1 protein-coding gene is annotated in these 2,438 nt (G+C 64.8%); it reads right to left on the reverse strand.

What is annotated here, in order from left to right:
• The coding region (locus KBX50_RS32465; protein WP_210941656.1) for an ATP-dependent Clp protease ATP-binding subunit at positions 1 to 2,438 on the reverse strand (2,438 nt) is incomplete at its 3' end.

The following is a 2,438-nucleotide window of genomic DNA, read 5'->3' on the forward strand; positions in this document are numbered from 1 at the left end:
TTGGACTTGTCGATGTCGTTGGGGTCGCCTTCGCAGTCGACCACGACGATCTGTCCTGGGGTGAGTTCGTTGAACAGGATCCGTTCGGACAGGTTGTCCTCGATGTCGCGTTGGATGGTGCGGCGTAGCGGCCGGGCGCCGAGGACCGGGTCGAAGCCCTTCTTCGCCAGGTACTTCTTGGCGTTGTCGGTCAGTTCCAGACCCATGTCCTTGTTCCGCAGCTGCGTTTCGATCCGCTGGATCATGATGTCGACGATCGAGAGGATCTCCGACTCGCGCAGCTGGTGGAACACGATGGTGTCATCGATCCGGTTGAGGAACTCGGGCCGGAAGTGCTGCTTGAGTTCGTCGTTGACCTTCTGCTTCATCCGGTCGTAGTTCGACTCGGAGTCCTCCGACGCCTGGAAGCCCAGCGACACCGCCTTGGCCACGTCGCGGGTGCCGAGGTTGGTGGTCAGGATGATGACCGTGTTCTTGAAGTCCACGATCCGGCCCTGACCGTCGGTCAACCTGCCGTCTTCCAGGATCTGCAGGAGCGTGTTGAACACGTCCGGGTGGGCCTTCTCGATCTCGTCGAACAGCACCACGGAGAACGGCCGGCGACGCACCTTCTCGGTCAGCTGCCCACCCTCGTCGTAGCCGACGTAGCCGGGAGGGGCACCGACGAGCCGGGACACCGTGTACCGGTCGTGGAACTCCGACATGTCCAACTGGATCAGCGCGTCCTCGGACCCGAACAGGAACTCCGCCAGGGCCTTGGACAGCTCGGTCTTACCCACCCCCGACGGGCCGGCGAAGATGAACGAACCCGACGGACGCTTCGGGTCCTTCAACCCGGCCCGCGTACGGCGGATCGCCTTCGACACCGCCTTGACCGCGTCCTCCTGGCCGATGACGCGCTTGTGCAGCTCGTCCTCCATGCGCAGCAGACGCGAGGTCTCCTCCTCGGTCAACTTGTAGACCGGGATACCCGTCCAGTTACCCAACACCTCAGCGATCTGCTCGTCGTCGACCTCCGAGACGACGTCCAGGTCACCGGCCTTCCACTCCTTCTCCCGCTGCGCCTTCTGACCCAACAACTGCTTCTCGGTGTCCCGCAACTGCGCCGCCCGCTCGAAGTCCTGCGCGTCGATCGCGGACTCCTTGTCCCGACGCACCTGCGCGATCCGCTCATCGAAGTCCCGCAGGTCCGGCGGCGCCGTCATCCGACGGATCCGCATCCGCGCACCCGCCTCATCGATCAAGTCGATCGCCTTGTCCGGCAAGAACCGATCAGAGATGTACCGGTCGGCGAGCGTCGCGGCGGCGACCAGCGCAGCGTCGGTGATGGAGACGCGGTGGTGCGCCTCGTACCGGTCCCGCAGACCCTTCAAAATCTCGATGGTGTGCGCCAGCGACGGCTCACCCACCTGGATCGGCTGGAAACGACGCTCCAACGCGGCGTCCTTCTCCAAATGCTTACGGTACTCGTCGAGCGTGGTCGCGCCGATGGTCTGCAACTCACCCCGCGCCAGCATCGGCTTCAGGATGCTCGCCGCGTCGATCGCACCCTCCGCCGCGCCCGCACCCACCAGGGTGTGGATCTCATCGATGAACAAGATGATGTCACCCCGGGTACGGATCTCCTTGAGCACCTTCTTCAGACGCTCCTCGAAGTCACCCCGATACCGGGAACCGGCGACCAGGGCACCCAGGTCGAGCGTGTAGAGCTGCTTGTCCTTCAGCGTCTCCGGCACCTCACCCTTGATGATCTTCTGGGACAGGCCCTCCACCACGGCGGTCTTACCCACACCAGGCTCGCCGATCAGCACCGGGTTGTTCTTCGTCCGGCGGGACAGCACCTGCATCACCCGCTCGATTTCCTTCTCGCGCCCGATCACCGGGTCGAGCTTGCCCTCGCGGGCGGCCTGGGTCAGGTTGCGGCCGAACTGATCCAGCACGAGGCTGGTCGACGGCGCGGCCTCACCCGGCGCCGTACCCGCCGCAGCCGGCTCCTTGCCCTGGTAGCCGGAGAGCAGCTGGATCACCTGCTGGCGCACCCGGTTCAGGTCAGCGCCCAGCTTCACCAGGACCTGGGCGGCGACGCCCTCGCCCTCGCGGATCAGGCCGAGCAGGATGTGCTCGGTGCCGATGTAGTTGTGCCCGAGCTGCAGCGCCTCGCGCAGCGACAACTCCAACACCTTCTTGGCCCGCGGCGTGAACGGAATATGCCCGCTCGGCGCCTGCTGACCCTGACCAATGATCTCCTCCACCTGCTGACGGACACCCTCCAGAGAGATCCCCAGACTCTCCAAAGCCTTCGCCGCCACACCCTCACCCTCATGGATCAGGCCCAACAGGATGTGCTCCGTACCGATGTAATTGTGGTTGAGCATCCGGGCCTCTTCCTGGGCCAGGACGACAACCCGTCGCGCTCGGTCGGTGAACCGCTCGAACAT

This window comes from Micromonospora sp. C51 (assembly GCF_018070435.1).
Classification (GTDB): Bacteria; Actinomycetota; Actinomycetes; order Mycobacteriales; family Micromonosporaceae; genus Micromonospora; species Micromonospora sediminimaris.